Annotated in this window: 18 protein-coding genes; 12 read left to right on the forward strand and 6 right to left on the reverse strand. The window is 68.3% G+C overall.

Annotated features, from left to right (window positions below; genetic code table 11):
• Window positions 1–28: 28 nt before the first annotated feature.
• Window positions 29–526, forward strand: coding sequence for a MarR family winged helix-turn-helix transcriptional regulator (locus DBV10_RS13290; protein WP_124514096.1), 498 nt, complete (start codon window positions 29–31; stop codon window positions 524–526).
• Here DBV10_RS13290 and DBV10_RS13295 read toward each other — a convergent pair whose 3' ends face one another.
• A complete protein-coding gene (locus tag DBV10_RS13295; protein WP_124514097.1) occupies window positions 527–1,417 on the reverse strand; it encodes an amidohydrolase family protein in 891 nt (296 codons plus the stop codon).
• Window positions 1,418–1,576: 159 nt separating this feature from the next.
• Here DBV10_RS13295 and DBV10_RS13300 point away from each other — a divergent pair, with 159 nt between their 5' ends.
• The 6 genes from DBV10_RS13300 to DBV10_RS13325 all read left to right on the forward strand — a co-directional run bounded on the left by DBV10_RS13300 (window position 1,577) and on the right by DBV10_RS13325 (window position 10,011).
• Window positions 1,577–2,359 carry a crotonase/enoyl-CoA hydratase family protein gene (locus tag DBV10_RS13300; RefSeq protein ID WP_124514098.1) on the forward strand — a complete coding sequence of 261 codons (783 nt, stop codon included), beginning with the start codon at window positions 1,577–1,579 and terminating at the stop codon, window positions 2,357–2,359.
• Between the two features lie 57 nt (window positions 2,360–2,416).
• Window positions 2,417–4,294: a feruloyl-CoA synthase gene (locus DBV10_RS13305; RefSeq protein ID WP_124514099.1), complete on the forward strand. Its 1,878-nt coding sequence runs from the start codon at window positions 2,417–2,419 to the stop codon at window positions 4,292–4,294.
• A 34-nt stretch (window positions 4,295–4,328) separates the two neighbouring features.
• On the forward strand, window positions 4,329–5,114 hold the full coding sequence (locus DBV10_RS13310) for an SDR family NAD(P)-dependent oxidoreductase (protein WP_124514100.1): 786 nt from the start codon (window positions 4,329–4,331) through the stop codon (window positions 5,112–5,114).
• 199 nt (window positions 5,115–5,313) lie between these two features.
• Entirely contained in the window at window positions 5,314–6,303 is a 990-nt protein-coding gene (locus tag DBV10_RS13315; protein WP_124514101.1) for a Bug family tripartite tricarboxylate transporter substrate binding protein, read from the forward strand.
• Window positions 6,304–6,427: 124 nt separating this feature from the next.
• A complete protein-coding gene (locus tag DBV10_RS13320) occupies window positions 6,428–8,155 on the forward strand; it encodes an acyl-CoA dehydrogenase family protein (protein WP_124514102.1) in 1,728 nt (575 codons plus the stop codon).
• A 146-nt stretch (window positions 8,156–8,301) separates the two neighbouring features.
• Window positions 8,302–10,011, forward strand: a complete 1,710-nt coding sequence (locus tag DBV10_RS13325) for a tannase/feruloyl esterase family alpha/beta hydrolase (RefSeq protein ID WP_124514103.1) — start codon at window positions 8,302–8,304, stop codon at window positions 10,009–10,011.
• A 93-nt stretch (window positions 10,012–10,104) separates the two neighbouring features.
• Here the strand turns inward: DBV10_RS13325 and DBV10_RS22910 are convergent, their stop codons facing one another.
• Window positions 10,105–10,272 (reverse strand): hypothetical protein, encoded by a 168-nt coding sequence (locus DBV10_RS22910; RefSeq protein ID WP_199740096.1) that lies wholly within the window; start codon window positions 10,270–10,272, stop codon window positions 10,105–10,107.
• 292 nt (window positions 10,273–10,564) lie between these two features.
• On the reverse strand, window positions 10,565–11,737 hold the full coding sequence (pobA, locus tag DBV10_RS13330) for a 4-hydroxybenzoate 3-monooxygenase (RefSeq protein ID WP_124514104.1): 1,173 nt from the start codon (window positions 11,735–11,737) through the stop codon (window positions 10,565–10,567).
• Window positions 11,738–11,848: 111 nt separating this feature from the next.
• On the opposite strand from pobA, the gene DBV10_RS13335 reads away from it, so the two are divergent.
• The 3 genes from DBV10_RS13335 (at window position 11,849) to DBV10_RS13345 (ending at window position 13,653) form a co-directional block, all read left to right on the forward strand.
• On the forward strand, window positions 11,849–12,742 hold the full coding sequence (locus DBV10_RS13335; RefSeq protein WP_124514105.1) for a helix-turn-helix domain-containing protein: 894 nt from the start codon (window positions 11,849–11,851) through the stop codon (window positions 12,740–12,742).
• 85 nt (window positions 12,743–12,827) lie between these two features.
• On the forward strand, window positions 12,828–13,205 hold the full coding sequence (locus DBV10_RS13340) for a VOC family protein (protein ID WP_124514106.1): 378 nt from the start codon (window positions 12,828–12,830) through the stop codon (window positions 13,203–13,205).
• A gap of 19 nt (window positions 13,206–13,224) precedes the next feature.
• Window positions 13,225–13,653: a VOC family protein gene (locus tag DBV10_RS13345; RefSeq protein WP_124514107.1), complete on the forward strand. Its 429-nt coding sequence runs from the start codon at window positions 13,225–13,227 to the stop codon at window positions 13,651–13,653.
• Window positions 13,654–13,666: 13 nt separating this feature from the next.
• Here the strand turns inward: DBV10_RS13345 and DBV10_RS13350 are convergent, their stop codons facing one another.
• The 3 genes from DBV10_RS13350 to pcaB all read right to left on the reverse strand — a co-directional run bounded on the left by DBV10_RS13350 (window position 13,667) and on the right by pcaB (window position 17,805).
• Window positions 13,667–15,190 (reverse strand): fumarate hydratase, encoded by a 1,524-nt coding sequence (locus DBV10_RS13350; RefSeq protein WP_124514108.1) that lies wholly within the window; start codon window positions 15,188–15,190, stop codon window positions 13,667–13,669.
• Window positions 15,191–15,355: 165 nt separating this feature from the next.
• The gene (locus DBV10_RS13355; RefSeq protein ID WP_124514109.1) at window positions 15,356–16,363 is read right to left on the reverse strand and encodes a tripartite tricarboxylate transporter substrate-binding protein; all 1,008 of its coding nucleotides are present in this window, start codon (window positions 16,361–16,363) and stop codon (window positions 15,356–15,358) included.
• Window positions 16,364–16,428: 65 nt separating this feature from the next.
• The gene (pcaB, locus tag DBV10_RS13360; protein WP_124514110.1) at window positions 16,429–17,805 is read right to left on the reverse strand and encodes a 3-carboxy-cis,cis-muconate cycloisomerase; all 1,377 of its coding nucleotides are present in this window, start codon (window positions 17,803–17,805) and stop codon (window positions 16,429–16,431) included.
• A 123-nt stretch (window positions 17,806–17,928) separates the two neighbouring features.
• Here pcaB and DBV10_RS13365 point away from each other — a divergent pair, with 123 nt between their 5' ends.
• Together DBV10_RS13365 and DBV10_RS13370 are read left to right on the forward strand one after the other, a co-directional pair.
• Entirely contained in the window at window positions 17,929–18,660 is a 732-nt protein-coding gene (locus DBV10_RS13365) for a GntR family transcriptional regulator (RefSeq protein WP_124514111.1), read from the forward strand.
• Between the two features lie 97 nt (window positions 18,661–18,757).
• Window positions 18,758–19,291, forward strand: coding sequence for an EVE domain-containing protein (locus DBV10_RS13370; RefSeq protein WP_124514112.1), 534 nt, complete (start codon window positions 18,758–18,760; stop codon window positions 19,289–19,291).
• Window positions 19,292–19,607: the final 316 nt, after the last annotated feature.

The following is a 19,607-nucleotide window of genomic DNA, read 5'->3' on the forward strand; positions in this document are numbered from 1 at the left end:
CGCGCGCGGCGGCCGGCACAATCCCCCCATGTCCAGCGCCCGCCCCCGCAAGAAATCAACGCCTTCCGCCGCTCCCGCAGACGCCGCAGCCCCCGCCAATGAGCCGGTGGACACCGGCCTGCTGCGCACACTGGTGGGCTACAACGCGCGCCGCGCCTCGTTGTCCATCATTGCGCTGTTCATGGAGCGCATGGCGGTCTATCACTTGAAGGTGGTGGATTTTTCGGTGCTGTCGCTGGTGGCGCACAACCCGGGCCTCACCTCGCGCCAGCTGTGTGCCACGCTCAACGTGCTGCCGCCCAACATGGTGGGCCTGATTGCCGCGCTGGAGCGGCGCGGCCTGATCGAGCGCCGCCCGCACCCGAGCGACGGGCGCGCCATGGGCGTGCACCTGACGCCCGCCGGGGTGGAGCTGACCGCGCAGGCAGAACAGACCGCCGCGCAGCTCGAAGAAGACGCCACGGCCCGCCTCACGGCGGCCGAGCGCAAGACGCTGATCCGCCTTTTGCAGAAGGTGTATGACTGATCAGGCGGTGGCGGTGGCGGGCTTCGGCTTGTCCAGCCCCAAGAGCCGCACCGCATTGCCCTTCAAGATGCCGGGCATCACCTCGGGCTTGAAGCCCGCTTCCTGGAAGTCCTTCATCCAGCGCTCGGGCGTGATCAGCGGGTAGTCGCTGCCGAACAGGATGCGGTCCTTCAGCAGCGTGTTGGCGTACTGCACCAGCTGCTTGGGGAAGTATTTGGGGCTCCAGCCCGACAGGTCGATCCAGACATTGGGCTTGTGCGTGGCCACGGAGAGGGCCTCGTCCTGCCACGGAAAGCTCGGGTGCGCCATGACGATCTGCATGTCGGGGAAGTCGATCGCCACATCGTCCAGGTGCATGGGGTTGCTGTATTCCAGCCGCAGGCCGCCGCCGCAGCGCATGCCGCTGCCGATGCCGCTGTGGCCGGTGTGGAAGATGGCGGGCATGCCGTACTCAGCAATCACCTCGTAGATGGGCCAGGCCATCTTGTCGTAGGGGTGGTAGGCCTGCACCGTGGGATGGAACTTGAAGCCCCGGATGCCATGCTCTTCGATCAGGCGGCGGGCCTCGCGCGCGCCCATCTTGCCCTTGTGCGGGTCGATGCTGGCAAACGCCATCATCATGTCGCTGTTGGCCTTGGCCGCCTCGGCGATCTCTTCGTTGGGGATGCGGCGGCGGCCCATCTTGGACTCGGCGTCCACGGTGAACATCACCAGGCCGATCTTCTGCTCGCGGTAGTAGGCCACCGTCTCGGCAATCGTGGGGCGACGGCCGTTCTTGAAGTATTTGTCGGCGGCGCGGTCGTATTCCTCGCCGTAGTTGTCAAACGGGTTCCAGCAGCTCACCTCGGCGTGCGTGTGGATGTCGATGGCGAGCAGGTTTTCGTGGTCCATGCGTGTCTCCTGGGTTGGCACCCGTCTGGGCTGGTTCAACCCCCAGCATGCGCCACGGTGCATGACGCAGATCAAGGGTAAATACCAATAAAAAACGGGCTTGGCTTGCTTGAATTGGTTATTAACTATAACCACAATTCACCCATTACGAAAGCCTCTATGACCCATCCAGACATCCATTTCGAGCTCTCCGGCGACCACCAGGAAGTGGCCGTGATCCGCCTCACCCGCGCGGCCAAACGCAACGCGCTGAACGACGGCCTGATCCTCGCGCTGCGCGACCTGTTCGAAAAAATGCCCAGCACCGTGCGCGCTGCCGTCATCGATGGCGACGGCCCGCATTTCTGCGCGGGGCTGGACCTGTCGGAGCTGAAGGAGCGCGACGCCGGCCAGGGCCTGCACCACTCGCGCATGTGGCATGCGGCGCTGGAGCGTGTGCAGTACGGCCCCGTGCCCGTGATCGCCGCGCTGCATGGCGCCGTGGTGGGCGGTGGCCTGGAGCTGGCCAGCGCCTGCCACATCCGCGTGGCCGACGAATCCACCTTCTACGCGCTGCCCGAAGGCTCGCGTGGCATCTTCGTGGGCGGCGGCGGTGCGGTGCGCATCCCCAAGCTCATCGGTGCGGCGCGCATGACGGACATGATGCTCACCGGCCGCGTCTACAACGCGCAAGACGGCGAGAAGGTGGGCTTTGCCCAGTACCTCGTGCCCGAGGGCCAGGCGTTTGCCAAGGCCTTTGAGCTGGCCGTGCGCGTGGCGCAGAACGCACCGCTGACCAACTACGCACTCATGCACGCCCTGCCCCGCATTGCCGAGCAGCCCGCCGACCAGGGCTTCTTCACCGAAGCCATGATGGCCGCCATCGCCCAGAGCGCGCCCGAGGCAAAAGCCCGCCTGGCCGACTTCCTCGAAGGCCGCGCCGCAAAAGTCCGCAAGGACTGAGCCCCGCGCCGTACCTCCCCCAAGCCCCTCCCCCGACCTCGCCCCGCTGGACTCCTTATGAGCGACCTCTCTACCCCCCTCGCCCCGGCCCGCTACCGCCCCGTGAACTTCGGCGTGACCCGCGTCAGCCTGCGTGACGGTGCACCGGGCGTGCGCTACCTGCAGGCCGACCTGCCCCTGGGCGCCTTTGCCCGGCGTGTGACGGACTATCTGGTGCACTGGGCCGAGGCCACGCCCGACCACAACTTTCTGGCGCGGCGCGAGCAGCTGCCCGGCGGCAAGACCGGGGACTGGCAGGCTGTGAGCTACGCCCAGGCGCTGGAAGCCGCCCGCAGCATCGGCCAGGCCTTGCTGAACCGGGGCCTGAGCGCCGAACGCCCGGTGGTGGTGCTGAGCGAGAACACCGTCGAACACGCGCTGCTGGCGCTGGGCTGCATCTACGCGGGCGTTCCCTACTGCCCCGTGTCGCCCGCCTATGCCACCGTGAGCCAGGACTACGACAAGCTGCGCCACGTCATCAACACCCTCACCCCCGGCCTGGTGTTTGCCGCCGATGGCGCACGCTACGGCAAGGCCATTGCAGCCACCATTGCCGCCGACGTGGAGGTGGTGCTGGCCCAGGGCGCCATCGAAGGCCGCCAGGCCAGCACCTTCCAGAGCCTGAAACACACGGTGGCCACGCCCGCCGTGGATGCGGCCATGCATGCCACCGGCCCCGGCACCATCGTGAAGTTTTTGTTCACCAGCGGCTCCACCAAGATGCCCAAGCCGGTCATCAACACCCAGCGCATGTGGTGCGCCAACCTGCAGCAGATCACGCTGTCGCTGCCCGTGCTGGCCGAGGCCCCGCCCGTGCTGGTGGACTGGCTGCCGTGGAACCACACCTTCGGCAGCAACCACAACTTCGGCCTCACGCTGCAGCACGGCGGCACGCTCTACATCGACGACGGCAAGCCCACGGCAGCCCTCATCGGCGAGACCCTGCGCAACCTGCGCGAGATCGCACCCACCGTGTACTTCAACGTGCCCACCGGCTTTGAAATGATTGCCGAGGCGATGAAGACCGATGCCCAGCTGCGCAGCACCCTGCTGTCGCGCGTGCGCCTGTTCTTCTACTCCGGCGCGGGCCTGGCCCAGCCGGTGTGGGACAGCCTGCACGCCACACAAGAGGCCGCGATTGGTGAGCGCATCGTGATGTGCACGGGCTTGGGCATGACGGAATCCGCACCATCTGCCATGTTCTGCAACAGCCCCGACGTGCGCTCCGGCCACATCGGTGCGCCCGTGCCCGGCATGGTGCTCAAGCTGGTGGAGGTGGATGGCAAGACCGAGGTGCGCTACCGGGGCCCCAACGTCACGCCCGGCTACTGGCGCTCCGACGCGGCCACGCGCGATGCGTTCGACGACGAGGGCTACCTGTGCACGGGCGATGCCGTGAAGTGGATCGACGAGAACGACATCCACCGGGGCCTGGCGTTTGACGGCCGCATTGCCGAAGACTTCAAGCTCTCCACCGGCACCTTCGTGAGCGTGGGCCCCATGCGGGCCAAGATCATCGTGGCGGGCGCGCCCTACATCCAGGACGTGGTGCTCACCGGCCTGAACATGAAGGAAGTGGGCGCCCTGCTGTTCCCATCGCCCGCCTGCCGTGAAGTGGCGGGCCTGGGCCCGGACGCGCCCTGGGCCGACGTGGTGGCCCACCCCGCCGTGCGCCAGCGCATCGAGGCGGTGCTGGACGGACTGGCCCGCGAGGCCACCGGCAGCGCGAGCCGCGTGGCGCGCGCCCTGCTGATGGCCGAGCCCCCCTCCATCGACAAGGGCGAAATCACCGACAAGGGCTCCGTCAACCAGCGCGCCGTGCTCAAGCACCGCGACGCGCTGGTCACGGCCTTGCACGACGGCACGGCACCGGGCATCCTCCAGCCCGGCGCCTGAAACTCCACCCAGAACAGGACAGGACAGACACACCATGCAGATTCAAGGACAAGCCGCCCTCGTGACCGGCGGCGCATCGGGCCTCGGCGAGGCCACCGCACGCGCACTGGCCCGCCTGGGCGCCAAGGTGGCGGTGCTCGACCGCAATGCCGAGCTGGCCGAAAAAGTGGCGGCCGACATGGGCAAAGAATTTGGAGACGGCTGCGCCGTGGCCTGCCCCTGCGACATCATCGACGCCGCCAGCGTGACCGCCGCGCTGGAGAAGGCCGCCGCCGCCCACGGCCCCGCCCGCATCCTCATGAACGTGGCGGGCATCGGCAGCGCCAAGCGCGTGGTGCAGCGCGACGGCAGCGCCGCGCCGCTGGAAGACTTCGTGCGCGTGGTCAATATCAACCTGATCGGCAGCTACAACGTGAGCCGCCTGTTTGCGGCCGCCTGCGCCAAGCTGCCGGTGCTGGACAACGGCGAGCGCGGCGTGATGGTGTTCACCGCCTCGGTCGCCGCCTTTGACGGCCAGGTGGGCCAGCAGGCCTACAGCGCCTCCAAGGCCGGCCTGGCCGGCATGACGCTGCCCATGGCGCGCGACCTGGCGCAGCATGCCATTCGCGTGTGCGCCGTGGCGCCCGGCCTGTTTGCCACGCCGCTGATGAAAGAGCTGCCCGAGGCCGTGCAACAGTCGCTGGCGGCCAGCATTCCCTTCCCGCCGCGCCTGGGCAAGCCCGAGGAATTTGCCGAACTGGCCTGCCACATCGTGACCAACGGCCACCTCAATGGCGAGGTGATCCGCCTGGACGGCGCGCTGCGCATGGCACCGCGATGAGAAGCCCCCCTGAGCCGCTTCGCGTCATCCCCCCAGGGGGACGCCACCGGTGGCCTGGCAAAGCCAGTTCCACGGTGGCGCTGGCTTGCGTAGCGCCAGTTTCGATGCGCTGCGGGAGGCGCACAGCACCGACATAACGAGAGGGCGCCCCATGCCCCGACAGTTTTTGATTTTCAACAGTCACACCAGGAGACAAACCATGACCACCACACGCCGTCACTTCATCCAGGCCCTGGGCGCCAGCGCCGCGCTGGGCGCACTGCAACCGTTTGCCGCGCATGCGCAGGTGGACCAGGTCAAGGTCTACTTCGGCTTTCCGGCCGGCAGCTCGGGCGACACCGTGGCCCGCCGCGTGGCCGAAAAATGGGCCGGCAGCGCGTTCAGCAAGAACCCCGGCGTGGTGGAAAACAAGCCCGGCGCGGGCGGCCGCATTGCGCTGGAGACCTTGAAGGCAGCCCCTGCCGACGGCTCGGTGCTGGCACTGGCGCAGGTGTCGGCCATTGCCAACTACCCGCACATCTACAGCAAGATGAACTACACCGACAAGGACTTCGCGCCCGTGTCGATCGGCGCCATCATGCACCACGGCCTGGCCGTGGGCCCCATGGTGCCCGCCAGCGTGAAGACGGTGAAGGACTTCCTGGCCTGGGCCAAGGCCAACCCCAAGGACGCCAGCTACGGCTCGCCCGGTGCGGGCTCCACGCCCCACTTCCTGGGCGCGCTGCTGGGCATCAACAGCGGCGTGGATCTGCGCCATGTGCCCTACCGCGGCTCCATCCCCGGCGTGACGGACGTGGTGGGCGGGCAGATCGCCTCCATGGTCACGCCCCACGGTGACTTCATCGCCAATGCCAAGGCGGGCAAGCTGCGCCTCCTGGCCACCTCGGGCCCCAAGCGCTCGATCTACATGCCCGACGTGCCCACGTTTGCCGAACAGGGCTTCCCCGAGCTGACCACCGAAGAATGGTTCGGCTTCTACGCCCCCGCCGCCACGCCCAAGCCCGTGATCGCTGCCGCCAACGCCGCCATCAATGCAGCGCTGAAGGAGAAGTCGGTGATCGACAGCCTGGCCATCGTGGGCCTGATCCCGCACGGCTCCACGCCCGAAGAAATGGCCCGTTGGCAAAAAGCCGAGTACGACAGTTGGGGCCCGCTGATCAAGAAGATCGGCTTCACCGCAGAGTCCTGACACCCCCTGCACCGCACCGCCGGACTGGCCACCCAGTCCGGGCTGCCGCATGGCAAAAAAATACAAAAACAGCCTCTAGCGCCCGCCCATCAAGCGCAATAAGCTATCAATAAGAGAGCAATTCATGCAAGCCCGCCAGACCCTTGCCGACATCCAGCACCTGCTCATCCAGGTGCTCCAGGCCCCCAGCCGCTGGCAGGCGCTGGCGCCGTTTGCCGACACCGATGGCGACCTGGCGGCCCAGGTGCTCGACGAAGCCGCCAAGTTTGTGGACAGCGCCATCGCCCCGCTGCAGCGCACGGGCGACGAGCAAGGCTGCCGCTTTGACGCGGGCCGGGTGCACACACCCGCCGGGTTTCGCGACGCCTACCAGGCCTTCTGGCAGGCAGGCTGGCCGTCACTGTCCGGCGCGCCCGAAGACGGCGGCCAGGGCCTGCCCTCCGTGCTGGAAGGTGTGCTGTTCGAATGGCTAGCCGGCGCCAACCACGGCTGGACCATGGCGCCCGGCCTGCTGCACGGGGCGTATGAATGCATCAAGCACCACGCCAGCGACGAACTCAAGGCGCAGTACCTGGAAAAAGTCGCCAGCGGCGAATGGCTGGCCACCATGTGCCTCACCGAAGCCCATGCGGGCAGCGACCTGGGCCTGGTGCGCACACGCGGCGTGCCGCAGGCCGACGGCAGCGTGCGCGTGAACGGCAGCAAGATCTTCATCTCCGGCGGCGAGCACGACCTCACCGACAACATCGTGCACCTGGTGCTGGCGCGCCTGCCCGATGCACCCGCCGGGCCCAAAGGGCTGTCGCTGTTCCTCGTGCCTAAAGTCCTGACCGATGGCAACCGCAATGCCGTGGTGTGCGAACGCATCGAAGAAAAAATGGGCCTGCACGGCAGCCCCACCTGCGTGATGCGCTTTGACGACGCCACCGGCTGGCTGGTGGGCGAGCCGAACAAGGGCCTCGCCGCCATGTTCGTGATGATGAACGCCGCACGCCTGCATGTGGGCCTGCAGGGCATCGGCCTGCTGGAAGCCGCATGGCAGAAGGCCAGCGCCTATGCGGCCGAGCGCCGCCAGATGCGCGCGCCCGGCGCCACCGAGCCGGTGAGCCTGATCCAGGACCACCCCGCCATCCGCCGCATCCTGCACACGCAGCGCGCCTGGATCGACGGCGGCCGCGTGCTGGCCTACCACACGGCCCTGCAGCTGGATGTGGCCAAACACAGCGCCGATGCGGGCGAACGCGCCGCCGCCCAGCGCTGGTGCGCCCTGGTCACGCCCGTGCTCAAGGCCGCACTCACCGACCAGGCTTTCCACGGCGCCAGCGCCTGCCTGCAGGTGTTGGGCGGCCACGGCTATGTGCGCGAGTGGGGCATTGAGCAGATCGTGCGCGACGCGCGCGTGGCCATGATTTACGAAGGCACGAACGAAATCCAGGCCATCGACCTGCTGGTGCGCAAGGTGCTGACCGATGGCGGCCAGGGCCTGAACACCCTGCTGGCCACCCTGCCGGGGCAGGCCCCCACCCCTGCTGCCAGCGCGCGCCGCCACGCGCTGGTCGAGATCACGCAGACCCTGGCGATTGCCGCGCAGTCCGACCCCGAGCTGCCCTACTGGGTGGCCGACGACTACCTGCGCGCCGTGGCCCTGGTGCTGCTGGACTGGGCCTGGGGCCAGATCCGCACGGCCCGCCACGGCAGTGAGCCCCCTGGCGACCCGGACCGCTGGACCGCCCCCGCCCAGGCCCTGGCCCAGTGGGTGCTGCCCGAGTTCGACATGCGCGTGGCCATGCTGCGCCAGCGCATTGCCCAGGCCCTGGAGTTCAAGCCTCCAGTGGCCGCCAACGCTGGATAGACAAGCGCAAGCAGCTCCCTATTCAATAGCAAAACCCCCGCCCCCGTGTTCCCCCCCCCACAGCGTGTTGAGGCCACGCTGCGGGTTCCCTTGCGCCTCGAAAAAAACCAGGAGACAGCACCATGCGCTTGACGAGAAGAATCCGGATGCACGCCCACCCCCTGGCGGCATCGGCCGCCGCCGCGGTCTTGGCTGTGGGCTGCGGGGGGTCATCCGACGCCGCCCTGCCCCAGCTCACGGCCGCCACCCCCGCCACCCTGCAAGCCTGCGCCACGCTGGCCACCAGCCTGGCCCTGCCCGACACCCGCATCACATCCTCCGAGCTGGTGCCCGAAGGCCCGCTGACGCTGCAGAACGTGACCACCCAGGCGCCCGCGCACTGCCTCGTCAAGGGCAAGATGAAAGAGCGCACCGGCCCCGTGGACGGCGCCAGCTACGCCATCGGCTTCGAGATCCGCATGCCCGTGGCCTGGAACGGCCGCTTCCTGCACCAGGCCAACGGCGGCCTGGACGGCAGTGTGGTGACCGCCCTGGGTTCGGTGAGCGGCGCCGCGCCCATCGCCCCCGGCCTGGTGCAGGGCTTTGCGGTGCTCAGCTCCGACGCCGGCCACGGCGCCCCCACCCCCTTCTTTGGCGTGGACCCACAGGCCCGGCTGGACTACGGCTACCAGGCCGTGGGCACGCTCACGCCCATGGCCAAGAACCTCATCAAGAGCGCCTACGGCAAGGCGCCCGACCGCTCGTACCTGGCCGGCTGCTCCAACGGCGGGCGCCACGCCATGGTGGGCGCATCGCGTTATGCCGACCAGTACGACGGCATCCTCGCGGGCAACCCGGGGTTTCATCTGCCCAAGGCAGCCACCACGCAACTGTGGAAGGCCCAGCAGTACGCCAACGTGGCCACCAAGGACGCCAGCGGCCAGCCCGACCTGACCACCGCCGTGACCCCGGCCGAGTTCAAGCTCATCAGCAGCAAGATCGTCGCCAAGTGCGACGCGCTGGACGGCGTGGTGGACGGCCAGGTGAACGACGTGGCAGCCTGCCAGGCGGCCTTCAACCTGCAGACCGACGTGCCCACCTGCACCGGCGCACGCGACGGCTCCTGCATCTCCAGCGCGCAAAAGGGCGTGCTGGCCAGCATCTTCGCGGGCCCCAAGAACAGCAAGGGCGAGGCGCTGTACACCGGCACCTGGTTTGACCCCGGCATTGCAGGCGCCAATTTCGCGTCCTGGCACTTCGGCTCGCCCGCCACGCGCGACGCCGGTGCCGTGGCCTTCATCTTCACCTCGCCCCCGAGCACCGTGGCCGCCTTCGGCGCCACCACGGGCCTGCAGTACGCGCTGAACTTCAGCATGGAGACGGACTACCCCAAGATGTTCGCCACCACGGCGCAGTACGCGGAATCGCCCTGGGCCTACATGACGCCGCCCAACGAGACGGACCTGAGCGCGCTCAAGAACCGGGGCGCCAAGATGATCGTCTTCCACGGCGTGGCCGATGGCGTGTTCTCGCCCATGGACACCGCCAACTGGATGGACCGCCTGCAGGCCAACCACAGCGGCAAGGCCGACGCGTTTGCCCGCCTGTTCCTGGTGCCCGGCATGAACCACTGCTCGGGCGGCCAGGCCACCGACCAGTTCGACATGCTGGCCCCGCTGGTCGCATGGGTGGAGCAAGGCAAGGCCCCCGACAGCGTGACGGCGCGTGCACGCGGCGCCGGCGCCAACCTGGTCAACGCCGAGCTGCCCGCCAGCTGGTCTGCCAACCGCAGCCGCCCGCTGTGCGTGTACCCCAAGGTGGCACGCTACAACGGGACGGGGGATGTGGAAAGTGCGAGCAGTTTTAGCTGTAAGTGATGGCAGCGTGACCCTGCGAAGCCCGGCATGCGCCGGGCTTTTTTTCATGTGCGAAGGGTTGATGCAGCCAAGGGCCTCTCTGGAAATCAACCCCTAGTCGGAGGCACCTAGCGCGCGTTCGGTCGGCGCTTGCGGTCTGCTGGTGCTGGCTTCGCTTTTTGCCTTCTTCCCTTGGTCGTAATGCCACTTGATGGCAAAGAACATGCCCGTGCCGAACACGAGCACCTTGAACACGATGAAGACTATCGGGACCCAATCCATCTTTGAGGTTTTCCTGGCTATTGCTATTGATTGGCACTCGTTGCCGTGAAGTGCACTGCCTCAAAACGCAGCTTCAGCAGCTTCATTTTTTGCTCAAGCCCTCGTCCCATCTGACTTCGGAACAACCTGGCAAATGGTCTGAGAGCGTGGGGCGATGGTATCCAGCCCGCAGCCCCAGCGAACGCATCAGCTTGGCTGAAATTTGCCCATAGCAGATGGGAAATCTGCCGTGCAAGCCTTTGATTCCGTGGCGTGCTTCCACCGGGGCGCCCCTCCCAGGCGCCCCCGATGTTCAGAACGGCAGGCCCACGTAGTTCTCCGCCAGCGACCCCAGCGCCTTCTCGGACGAGAACAAATACGCCAGGTCCGTGTCTTGCAGCTTCTGGTCGTAGGCCAGCGACTCCGGGAAGGTGTGCAGCATGCTCGTCATCCACCACGAGAAGCGCTGGGCCTTCCACACGCGGGCCAGGGCCTTCTGCGAATACTGGTCCAGCCCCGTGCTGTCGCCGTTCTGGTAGTGCGCCAGCATGGCGTGGTACAGGTAGTAGATGTCCGAGGCCGCACTGTTGAGCCCCCGTGCGCCCGTGGGCGGCACGATGTGGGCGGCATCGCCCGCGAGGAACAGGTTGCCGTAGCGCATGGGCTCGGCCACGAAGGAGCGCAAGGGGGCGATGGATTTCTCGATGGAGGGGCCGGTGATGAGCTGCGCGGCCACCTCGGCGGGCAGGCGGCGTTTCAGTTCGGCCCAGAAGGCCTCGTCGGACCAGTCTTCGACGTTGTCGGTGAGCGGCACCTGGATGTAGTAGCGGCTGAGCACCTGCGAGCGCAGCGAACACAGCGCAAAGCCGCGTTCGTGCTTGGCGTAGATCAGCTCGGGCGACACCGGCTTGGTGCGCGAGAGCACGCCCAGCCAGCCGAAGGGGTAGACCTTTTCGTATTCCTTGAGCACGTCGCGCGGGATGGACTTGCGGCTCACGCCGTGGAAGCCGTCGGCGCCGATCACAAAGTCGCAGTCGATGCGCACCACCTCGTCGCCACTGCGGTAGGTCACATACGGGCTGGCGCTTTTGAGGTCGTGCGGCTGCACGTCTTCGGCGTTGTGGATGACGACGCCTTGCATGCGGTCCCGCGCTTCATACAGGTCGCGCGTCAGCTCGGTCTGGCCATACACCACGACCGAGCTGCCGCCGCTGTACTTGTGCAAATCGACCCGGTCCATGTGGCCGTCGTGGGCAATGATGAAGCCGTCGTGGATTTCGCCTTCGCGGTCCATGCGCTCGCCGCACTGGGCCTCGCGCATCAGCGCGGCAAAGCCGTGCTCCAGCACGCCGGCGCGGATGCGGCCCAGCACGTATTCGCGGCTTTGGCGCTCCAGCACCACGGTATCGATGCCCTTGAGGTGCAAGAGCTGCGAGAGCATCAGGCCCGAGGGCCCTCCGCCGATGATGCAAACCTGGGTTTTCATGGATGTCTCCTGTGCGATGTGGTTCATGGATGGTTCATGACGTTGGTCAAACCAGCCCCCCAAAGATACGTGGCACAGTCGCAGCCTTGAATGGACGGATGGAGCCAGAACATGCACTTTTCGAACATGACCGAGAACCCCAGCAGCATCCAGTCCTACAGCCTGTTCGGCGAGTCGCAGCACCTGCCCGATGTACTGCACTGCGAGACGATTGCCGCGCGCTCGGTACTGCACGACTGGGAGCTGGCGCCGCACCGGCACCAGCGGCTGCACCAGGTGCTGCTGATCGAATCGGGCGGTGGCGTGGCGCACCTCGATGGCGAACAGCACCCCCTGGCCCCCGGCACGCTCATCAACGTGCCGCCCGGCCATGTGCATGCGTTTCGGTTCACGCAGCACACGCAGGGCTGGGTGGCCACGCTGGCCGATGAACTCATGGACGAGATCCTGGTGCGCGTGGGCGATGTGCGGCGCGACCTGGCCCGGCCTGCCGTGGCCCAGGCCAGCCCCGCCATCCACCAGGCCATGGCCCAGGTGTGGGCGGAGTTCTCCGGCCGCGCCAAGGCCCGTGCGCTGGTGCTGCGCGGCCTGAGCGCCACGCTGCTGGGCTGGGTGGCGCGCGCCATCGAGGACCACAGCCCGGATGACACCGCCGCGCCAGAGCCCCGCCTGGTGCAGCGGCTGGAGGCGCTGATCGAGGCGCATTTTCTGGCGCACTGGCAGGTGGCCGACTACGCGCGGGCGCTGTCCGTCTCGCCCACCCACCTGAGCCGCGTGGCCCGCGCCACCACCGGCGTGTCGGCCCAGCGGATGATCGAGGCGCGCCTGATGCGCGAGGCCCGGCGCAACCTGGCCTACACCCACCTGGGCGTGGCCACGATTGCCTACACGCTGGGCTATGCCGACCCGGCCTACTTCAGCCGCGCGTTCACGCGCGACGCAGGGCTGTCGCCGCGCGCCTTCCGAGCGCAGGTGGCGGCGTCGGCACCCACCCCTGCGCCGTGATGCCGGTGACAGGCTGCTGACACTCCGCTGTCAGCAGCCCCTGCGCACCATCGGGGCTTCTTTCTTTCACACACAAGGAGCTTCCATGAAAAACGCCATCGCCTGGTTTGAAATCCCCACCACCCAGCTGGACCGCGCCCAGGCCTTTTACGAAGCCGTGCTGGGCCAGCCCATGCGCCGCGAGGCCATGGGCCCGAGCGAAGGCGCTGTGTTTGCCTACGACCCCGAAGCGGATGGCACCGGCGGCGCGCTGATGATGGGCCCCACCGCGCCCCAGGTGTCGGGCAGCGGCACGCTGGTGTACCTGGACGCCTCGCCCTCGCTCGACGCCGCGCTGGAACGTGCCGTGGCCCAGGGCGGCCGTGTGGCCCTGCCGCGCCAGGCCTTGCCCCCGGGCATGGGCTTCTTTGCGCACATCCATGACCTGGATGGCAACCGCGTGGGCCTGCACGCACCGGCCTGACCCGCTGGGAGACAACCCCATGGAAACACAGGAACTGCACCGCGGCCGCCTGATCGACCACCTCCAGCTGGTCGTGCGCGACCTGGCGGCGAGCCAGGCTTTCTACGCGGCCGTGTTCGAGGCGCTCCACGTGCCGATGGGCGGCACGGGCGAGGGCTACTTCTGGGCGGACGAGCTGTTCGTGTCTTCGGCCAACAGCCCGGCCGCGCTAGGCCACCTGACCGGGCGCACGCACCTGGCCTTCCAGGCACGGGACCGGGCGATGGTGGCTGCGTTCTACCGCGCTGCGCTGGCCCACGGCGGCACCGACAACGGTGCGCCGGGCGAGCGCGCCTACCACCCCGGCTACTACGCGGCGTTTGTGCTGGATCCGGATGGCAACAACATCGAGGCGGTGTTCCACGGAGAGGCGCAGCGCAGTGCGGCGTCGGTCCAGATCACGTTCTAGGGCGTATCACCCTTCAACTCCCCCGCGCGCTGGCCACGGCCACAGGCTCCACCGCAAAACGGTGGATGGAGCGCCCCCGCGCATCCACGGCCACCGTCACAGGGAAGTCGCGCAGCGTGAACTCGTGGATCGCTTCCATCCCCAGGTCCGCAAAGGCCAGCACGCGGGAGCGTGTGATGGAGCGCGACAGCAGGTAGGCCGCCCCGCCCGTGGCGCACAGGTAGGCGCCGCCGTGGCGCCGGATGGCCGCGATGGCCTCGGGCCCGCGCTCGGCCTTGCCGATCATGGCCAGCAGGCCGGTCTGGGCCAGCAGGGGTTCCACGAACCTGTCCATGCGGGTGGCGGTGGTCGGGCCTGCGGGGCCCACGGCCTCGCCAGCCACCGCGTCCACGGGCCCCACGTAGTAGACGGCGCGGTTGCGCAGGTCCACGGGCAGCGGCTCGCCGCGCTGCAGCAGGTCCACCAGCCGCTTGTGCGCGGCGTCGCGTGCGGTGAGCACGCGGCCCGACAGCAACAGCGTCTGGCCGACCTTCCAGCGCCCCACCTCGGCACGGCCCAGCTGGTCCAGGTCCACGCGCACCGCGTCGTCCACGGCAAAGGTGTCGGGGATGCCGTCCCATGGTTCCATCGATGCGTCCTCGATCACGGCAGGACCGCTGCCGTCGAGCCGAAACCGCTGGTAGCGCGTGGCCGCGCAGTTGGGCACCAGCGCCACGGGAATCGTGGCCGCATGGCAGGGGGCCGTGCGCACCTTCACGTCCAGCACGGCAGACAGGCCGCCCAGCCCCTGCGCGCCGATGCCCAGCGCGTTGCTGCGCTGGTGCAGGTCCAGCCGCAGCGCCTCTTCGGGCGTGGCCGCGCCGCGCTGCTGCAGGGCGTCCATGTCCAGCGGGTCGAACAGCGAGAGCTTGGCCAGCAGCATGGCCTGCTCCGGGCTGCCGCCAATGCCAATGCCCAGCACGCCCGGCGGGCACCAGCCCGCGCCCATGCCGGGCAGTTGGCCCAGCACCCAGTCGGCCACGCTGTCGCTTGGGTTGAGCGTGGCAAAGCGCGCCTTCACGTCGCCGCCGCCGCCCTTGGCCACCACCAGGGCCTCCAGGACCTCACCCTCCACCAGCTCGCAGTGCACGATGGCGGGCGTGTTGTCGCGGGTGTTGGCCCGCGCGCCCAGCGGGTCGGCCACCATGGTGGCGCGCAGCGGGTTGGCCGCATCGCCATAGGCCGTGCGCACCGCGCCGTCCACCACGGCCTGCAGGCTTTGCAGCGGCCGTCCGTCGTGCCGGTGCCATGCCACACCCAGCCCCACGCGCAGGAACACCTGGGCCACGCCGGTGTCCTGGCACAACGGTCGGCGGCCCTGCGCGGCCATGCGGCTGTTGACCAGCAACTGCGCGAGCGCCGCCTTGGCGGGGGGATGGGTTTCGGCCGCATGCGCACGCCGCAGCGCCCGCACGAAGTCGGGCGGATGCCTGTAGCTGGCCAGTTGCAGCGCCTGCGCGATGCCGGTGGCCAGGTCTTCCTGGGCGATGCGGGTCATGGGGCAGTCTCGGTATGTCGGTGGTCGATGGCGGTCGCACTGCCGTCAGCGGGTAGCAGAGGGCGCGGCATTCAACACCGTTCGGGCTGAGCCTGTCGAAGCCTTGCGCGGCGCTTCGACAAGCTCAGCGTGAGCGGTTTTTGTTTTTTTGAAGGCAGATGGGCATCAATCGATCTGGATCTTGGCATCCGCCGCGACCTTGCGCCACTTGGCCACCTCGGCGGCCGTGTGCCTGGCCAACGCGTCGGGCGCGTACTGCGCCTCGGGCAGCAGGTGGATGCCCTGCGATGCCATGCGGGCGGTCCAGTCCTTGTCGGCCAGCGCCTTGAGGTAGGCCTGGTGCAGCTTGGCCACCACGTCCTTGGGAACGCCCTTGGGCGCGTACAGGCCATACCAGGTGGCGGCCTCGAAGCCAGGCAGCGCCTTGTCCGCCAGCGGCGCCACGCCGGGGTACTGCTGCGGCATGGGCGTGAGCGAGGTCAGCGCGATGGGGCTGATGCGCCCGCCCTGCACCTGGGGCAAGGCGGTGTTGCTCTGGTCGAACATGGCATCCACCTGCCCGCCCACCAGGTCGTTCATGGCCGGCGCTGCGCCCTTGTACGAGATGGACGTGACCTGGATGCCCGCACGCGACTCGAACAGCGCGGCGATCAGGTGCGAGGTGGAGCCCACGCCCGCGTTGCCGAAGTTGATCTTGCCGGGCGAGGCCTTGGCGGCAGCGATCAGCGCGTCGGCCGTCTTGTAGGGCGAGCTTTTGGGCACCAGCAGCACCAGCGGGGTGTCCGGGAAGCGGAACACGCCGTCGAAGTCCTTCACCGGGTCGTAGCTGAGCTTCTTGTACAGCGAAGGCGCGGCGCCCATGTAGCCCATGTGGCCGACCAGAAAGGTGTAGCCGTCCGGCGTGGCCTTGGCCGCCTTGCCCGCGCCGATGGTGCCGCCCGCACCGGCCGCGTTCTCGATCACGATGGCCTGGCCGATCTGCCGGCCCACCTTGTCCGCGATGTCGCGGGCCATGGCATCGGTGGGGCCGCCGGCCGCGAACGGCACGATCCAGGTGACCGGCTTGTTGGGCCACGCCTGGGCGTGTGCGGTGGTGGCGGCGGCGCCGAGCAAAACGGTGGCGGCAGCGGCAGCAAGGGCGGCGGTGCGGCCCCAAGCCTTGGCGATCTTCATGGTGTTGTCTCCGGGAGTGGTTTTAAGGGAAAGGAAGGCAGGAGGAAAACCCGCAGCGGCCAACGTCAGCGGTCGCAGGCCGCCGACGCGGCCAGCGCGCGGTCGACCATCTGGGGCGCAAGGCCCAGGTAGTTGGCGGGGTCGGTGAGGCGGTCGATGGCGGAGCGGTCGAAGTGCTGCGTGACGGCGGGCAGCGCGGCCAGGGCCTCGGCCAACGTGCCGCCCTGCTCGTTGACGGTGCGGCAGGCGTCATAGACCACGTCGTGCGCCTGCTGACGGCCCATGGCGGGGGCCAGGCCCATCATCACGGCTTCGGCCACGATCAGGCCCCTGGAGATCGCCAGGTTCTGGCCCATGCGCGCCTCGTCCACGATGAGGCCGCCCAGTGCGAATTTCGCCTGGTGCAGCGCACCGGCGGTGAGGATGAAGCTCTCGGGCAGCGCCAGCCATTCGGCATGCCAGGGGCCGGTGGCGCGCTCGAAGTCCTGCACCATCGCATCGACCATCAGCCCCGCGTGCTGGCGCACGGCCTTGGAGGCGGCCAGCATCAGCTCGCTGGAGATGGGATTGCGCTTTTGCGGCATGGTGCTGCTTGCGCCGCGCCCCTTCACGAAAGGCTCGTACACCTCGCCGAACTCGGTGGACGCCATGATCATGATGTCCAGCGCGATCTTGCCCAGCGAGCCGGTGATGAGCGCCAGCAGGTTCACCGCTTCGGCAAAGCCGTCGCGCGCCACGTGCCACGTCGTGGCGGGCACGGCCAGGCCCAGTTCGTCGGCCAGGGCGGCCTGCACTTGAAAGCCCTTGTCGCCCAGCGAGGCCAGCGTGCCCGCCGCCCCCGCGAACTGCACCACCAGCACGCGCTTGCGCAGCTCGGCCAAACGCTCCTGGTGGCGGTCGAACATGGCCAGCCAGATGGCGACCTTGTAGCCGAAGGTCACGGGCAGCGCCTGCTGCAGGTGGGTGCGCCCGGCCATGGGCGTGTCGCGGTGCTTGTGCGCCAGCTGGGCCAGGATGCCGCGCAGCGCGCGGATGTCCTCTTCCACCACCGCGAGGCCCGCGCGCACCTGCAGCACGTTGGCGGTGTCCATGATGTCCTGCGTGGTGGCGCCCCAGTGCACGTAGCGGCCGGCCTCGCCGCACATGGCCACCATCTGGTGCACCAGCGGCAGAATCGGGTAGCCCACGATATCGGTCTCGTGCCGCAGGTGGTCGAAGTCCACGCGGTCCAGGCGCGATCCGCGGGCGATGGCCTCGGCCGCATCGGCCGGGATCACGCCCACGCGCGCCTCGGCGCCGGCCAGGGCCACCTCGACCTCGATGTAGCGGGCGATCAGGCTCTGGTCCGAGAACACGTCGCGCATGCGGGCCGTGCCAAAGGCATCGCGGAACAGGACCGAGTCGAGGACAGTGCTGGCAGGCGTGAACAGAGAGGAAGACATGGCAGTGCGGGATATGTTGATAAAATACGAACATATATAAATGTCCGAACAAATGAAATTTATTATGTTCGAACAAATTGCCATACAGGGTTTACCCTAGGTGCTGCTGCGCCCCTGCTTCGCATGACCGCCACCAAGAACACCGACCTCACCCGCGATCTGTCCGAAGGCATTGCCTCGGGCCGCTTTGCGGTGGGCACGCTGCTGCCCACCGAATTCGAGCTGTGCGAGCAGTACGGCCTGAGCCGCTACGCCGTGCGCAAGGCGCTCGACCAGCTGCAGGCGCTGGGGCTGATCTCGCGGCGCAAGAACGTGGGCACACGGGTGGAGGCGATGCGACCGCAGGCCGGCTTCACACAGTCCATCGCCACGGTGGAAGAGCTGGCCCGCTTTGGCGCCGAGCATGTGCGCACGGTGCAGTCCGTCCACGAGGTGGTCACCGACCTCGCCCTGGCCCGGCAGCTGGGTTGCCCGGGTGGCACCCGCTGGCTGCACATCGCCTGCCTGCGCATGGAAGGCGGCCAGCAGGCGCGCCCCATCTGCTGGCTGGACCTGTACATCGACCCGGCCTATGCCGACCTGGGCGAACTGGTGCGCAACGCACCCGAGACCCTGGCCAGCTCCTTGATCGAGGAGCGCTACGGCCGGCGCATTGCGCGCATCCAGCAGGACATCGAGGCCGTGCTGGTTCCGCGCGAGCGCAGTGAAAGCCTGGGCACCGACGCCGGAGCGCCCGCGCTCCAGATCACGCGCCACTACCTGGATGTGGCAGACCAGGTGTTCGAAATTTCCGTCTCGCTGCACCCTGCGGACCGGTTCAAGTTCTCCATGGAGCTGAGCCGGACCAGGGACTGAACCACGCGAGGAACACAACCCACGGCGCGGCTACTGACACGATGCTGTCAGCAGCCGCCCGTCAGCATGGCGCCTTTGACACAGACAGGCGCCCACGATGACCCATCCCCCGCTCCAACAGGCCCTGTGGCCTGACGCCAGGCCGGCAGCAACCGCCCCGGTGGCAGCATCTGCCGCTGCAGAGCGCCGCAACTGGATCGCCGTCGCCAGTGCCCAGCACGCCCGCCGGGGCTGCGCCACGCCGGGCGCCGGCTACATGCAGGTGTGCCATGGCAAGGCCGCGCCGCTTAGACGCATCCAGCCGGGGGACCGCGTGGCGTATTACGCGCCCACGGTCACCATGGGCGGCAAGGACCGGCTGCAGGCCTTTGTGTCCATTGGCCTCGTGCTGCCCGGCGCGCCCTATGCGTTTGACATGGGCGGTGGCTTTGTGCCGTTCCGCAAGGACGTGGCCTACGTGCCCGCGCGCGAGGCACCGATCGCGCCCTTGCTGGACGGCTTTGAATTTGTGGACGACCGCACCCGCTGGGGTAGCAAGTTCCGCTTCGGGTTGTTCTGCGTCAGCGAGCACGACATGCGGCTCATTGCGCAGGCCATGGAGGCCGACATGGCCCGGCTGCATCTGGGTTAAAGGCCCCGCCGCCGCAATGGCGGCACGGCCCCTGGCACCCTCAGCAGACGGCCATCAGCGCGTCCACCACCCTGCGCTGGGCCGCGTCCAGGGCCGCATAACCTTCGCGCAGCATGCGCAGCACGATTGCGTGGATTTCCAGTTCACCAGTGGGCATGGGGTTCTCCTTGGAGCCAGGTTTGTGGCCACCACCAGGGTGTGCCAGCCGAGGGGCGCGCGGCGCAGCCTGCACCCACCCGGGCCAGTCCCACCGGGGACCCGGCCCTGGTGCCACTGTGCCCCGGTGGTGCACGGGCAGTGGCGCGATGAGGCCGGG

Source organism: Acidovorax sp. FJL06, from assembly GCF_003852545.1.
GTDB lineage: Bacteria > Pseudomonadota > Gammaproteobacteria > Burkholderiales > Burkholderiaceae_C > Acidovorax.

Coding starts and splice junctions, on each gene's coding strand:
- DBV10_RS13290 (WP_124514096.1), top strand. CDS start 29: ATGTCCAGCGCCCGCCCCCGCAAGAAATCAACGCCTTCCGCCGCTCCC.
- DBV10_RS13295 (WP_124514097.1), bottom strand. CDS start 1,417: ATGGACCACGAAAACCTGCTCGCCATCGACATCCACACGCACGCCGAG.
- DBV10_RS13300 (WP_124514098.1), top strand. CDS start 1,577: ATGACCCATCCAGACATCCATTTCGAGCTCTCCGGCGACCACCAGGAA.
- DBV10_RS13305 (WP_124514099.1), top strand. CDS start 2,417: ATGAGCGACCTCTCTACCCCCCTCGCCCCGGCCCGCTACCGCCCCGTG.
- DBV10_RS13310 (WP_124514100.1), top strand. CDS start 4,329: ATGCAGATTCAAGGACAAGCCGCCCTCGTGACCGGCGGCGCATCGGGC.
- DBV10_RS13315 (WP_124514101.1), top strand. CDS start 5,314: ATGACCACCACACGCCGTCACTTCATCCAGGCCCTGGGCGCCAGCGCC.
- DBV10_RS13320 (WP_124514102.1), top strand. CDS start 6,428: ATGCAAGCCCGCCAGACCCTTGCCGACATCCAGCACCTGCTCATCCAG.
- DBV10_RS13325 (WP_124514103.1), top strand. CDS start 8,302: ATGCACGCCCACCCCCTGGCGGCATCGGCCGCCGCCGCGGTCTTGGCT.
- DBV10_RS22910 (WP_199740096.1), bottom strand. CDS start 10,272: ATGGATTGGGTCCCGATAGTCTTCATCGTGTTCAAGGTGCTCGTGTTC.
- pobA (WP_124514104.1), bottom strand. CDS start 11,737: ATGAAAACCCAGGTTTGCATCATCGGCGGAGGGCCCTCGGGCCTGATG.
- DBV10_RS13335 (WP_124514105.1), top strand. CDS start 11,849: ATGCACTTTTCGAACATGACCGAGAACCCCAGCAGCATCCAGTCCTAC.
- DBV10_RS13340 (WP_124514106.1), top strand. CDS start 12,828: ATGAAAAACGCCATCGCCTGGTTTGAAATCCCCACCACCCAGCTGGAC.
- DBV10_RS13345 (WP_124514107.1), top strand. CDS start 13,225: ATGGAAACACAGGAACTGCACCGCGGCCGCCTGATCGACCACCTCCAG.
- DBV10_RS13350 (WP_124514108.1), bottom strand. CDS start 15,190: ATGACCCGCATCGCCCAGGAAGACCTGGCCACCGGCATCGCGCAGGCG.
- DBV10_RS13355 (WP_124514109.1), bottom strand. CDS start 16,363: ATGAAGATCGCCAAGGCTTGGGGCCGCACCGCCGCCCTTGCTGCCGCT.
- pcaB (WP_124514110.1), bottom strand. CDS start 17,805: ATGTCTTCCTCTCTGTTCACGCCTGCCAGCACTGTCCTCGACTCGGTC.
- DBV10_RS13365 (WP_124514111.1), top strand. CDS start 17,929: ATGACCGCCACCAAGAACACCGACCTCACCCGCGATCTGTCCGAAGGC.
- DBV10_RS13370 (WP_124514112.1), top strand. CDS start 18,758: ATGACCCATCCCCCGCTCCAACAGGCCCTGTGGCCTGACGCCAGGCCG.